2 protein-coding genes are annotated in these 2377 nt (G+C 68.2%); both read left to right on the forward strand.

Annotated features, from left to right (window positions below):
- Window positions 1–163: 163 nt before the first annotated feature.
- Window positions 164–1585, forward strand: a complete 1422-nt coding sequence (locus U9977_RS14630) for an AAA family ATPase (protein WP_416210618.1) — start codon at window positions 164–166, stop codon at window positions 1583–1585.
- Between the two features lie 329 nt (window positions 1586–1914).
- Window positions 1915–2377 (forward strand): toll/interleukin-1 receptor domain-containing protein (locus U9977_RS14635; RefSeq protein WP_322749804.1); only part of this gene is annotated, 463 nt, incomplete at its 3' end.

The raw sequence follows: 2377 nt of genomic DNA on the forward strand, positions 1-2377 counted from the left end.
GCTACCCCGCAAACGCCTGCGGCGCGTAGGCATGGAGGCCCGGGGTAGGTGGCGGCGGCATTGTGGTCCTCTGCGCGGGTTCGAGGCGAAGGCCGCGTCCGCTCCGGTGCCATCGTGGCGGGAGATCGACCTCGGCCACGACGTCCACCGACTGTCATGGTCCATGTGGCGACAGCTGGCAGCCTTTGCCGCACGCGACCGGGGACAACCACGGCTGGGCGTGGTCAGTGGACGCCGTCGCCAGGGGAAGACCTTCCTGATCGAGGCACTGGCCCGCGAGACAGGGGGAATGTACTTTGGAGCCACCCAGGCGACCGAGGCGGAATCGCTCCACCTCTTCGCCGAAACCCTGGCCGAGTACGTGCAAGCGCCCGTGCCGCCGCGCTTCGTCAGCTGGGACGAGGCGGTCACCTACCTGTTCGCGGTGGCTGGTAGCAGGCCGGGGCCGGTCGTCATCGACGAGTTCCCCTATCTGAGCGCGGCATCGCCGGCACTTCCGTCGATTCTCCAGCGGGAGATCGATCGGGCGGTGGCGCGGGCGAACAGCATCTCACTACTGCTGTGCGGCTCGGCCGTGTCGGTAATGGGAAGAATGCTGGCGGGTAGCGCTCCGCTTCGCGGGCGGGCCAGCCTTGAGCTGGTGGTACGCCCGTTCGACTATCCGTTGGCCGCTCGTTTCTGGAACATCGGTGACCCCGCGTTGGCGGTCCGGCACCACGCCGTCGTCGGCGGTACGCCGGCCTACCGCAGGTTTGTCAACGACGACTCTCCGGAGAGCCTGGCCGACTTCGACAACTGGGTGCTGCGGACGGTACTCAACCCGGCGACCCCTCTTTTCCGGGAAGCCCGCTACCTCCTCGAGGAGGAGGCCGACGTCCGGGATACGGCTTTGTATCATTCGGTTCTCGCGGCGGTGGCCGGTGGCAACAACACCCGGGGAGGAATCGCCGGTTACATCGGTCGCAAGGCCGCGGACATCGGCCATCACCTCAACGTGCTGGAGGACTGCGGGCTGCTCCGCAGGGAAGCCGACCTGTTCCGCCAGGGACGTTCGGTCTACCGGATCGCCGAACCGCTGATCGTCTTCTATCAGGTGGTCATGCGGCCCAGATGGGGGCTGTTGGAGAGCGGTCGCGCCGCGGCCGTCTGGCAGGATGCCAGGTCCCGGTTCTCCGCCCAGGTCCTCGGGCCGCACTTCGAACAGATCTGCCGCGAGTTCGCGGTCGCGGCACCTCCCGAAATCTTCGGCGGGCTGCCGGCGGATGTCGGCGCCGGGGTCGTCGCGGACCCGGCGCACAGGACCCAGATAGCAGTCGACGTCGCCGTGCTCGCGCCCGCGAACCCGGGTGAACCGCGTCGGGTGCTGTCCCTGGGGGAGGCGAAGTGGGGTGAGGTCATGGGCGTCCGGCATGTCGAACGCCTGCGCCGGGCCCGTGAACTCCTGGCGGGTAAGGGATTCGACACCCGGGACACGGTGCTTGCCTGCTACAGCGGCGCCGGTTTCGACCCGGAGCTGCTGGCCTCGACCAGCAGTGACCAGGTATTGACCATAGGTTTGGGCGAGTTGTACAAGCCGGAGGAGTAGGTCGTCTTGCAGGATGCGGAGAGGGGAACTACGCGAACCTGCCCACGGACGCTCGGGCGGCGCTGTCAGTCTGCTCGGACCTCAACCTGCCGCACTGACCGTCTGGCCCGTCATTGTCTGGAGGACAAGCCGTGCTCGTTGACCGACCCGAGCCGGTCGAGCACGAGGCTGTGCCGGTGCGTAGCCGTATGGGAGACTTCGCTGTATGAACGGGGGCACGGTGACCCGCCGGCGGACAGAGACCACCCAGCCGACCGCGGGGGCGCCTCGCCGCCCGACCGGTGGGACTTCTTCGTGTCCTACGCGGCGGCCGACCGGACCTGGGCGGAGTGGATCGCCTGGCAGCTCGAGGACGCCGGCTTTCAGGTCCTGATCCAGGCTGGGACTTCGTCCCCGGCTCGCACTGGATGACACGGATGGCCGATGGGGTTCGCGGCGCCGACCGGGTGATCGCCGTGCTCTCCTACGCCTATTCGCGCTCGCCCTACGAGCGGGCGGTGCGGGAGGAGGCCTTCGCTGTCGATCCCGACGGCCGCACCCGCAGGGTGATCCCGATTCGGGTCGAGGACTGTCCCTGCCCCGTCCTGCTGAACAGAGTGCGCTCGTTCGACCTGTTCGGCCTCAGCGAGGACAAGGCTCGCTCGGTGCTGCTGGACAGCATCCATGCCGCGGTCGACGGGCGCGGGAAACCACCCGCCGAGCCCCTCTATCCCGGCATCGTCATCCCCCCAGCGCGCACGACACGGTCTCAGCCGCGGTTCCCCGGCGATGATCGGGTCTGTCAATATAACC

It is taken from the genome of Protofrankia sp. Cas8, from assembly GCF_963555845.1.
Taxonomy (GTDB): Bacteria; Actinomycetota; Actinomycetes; order Frankiales; family Frankiaceae; genus Protofrankia.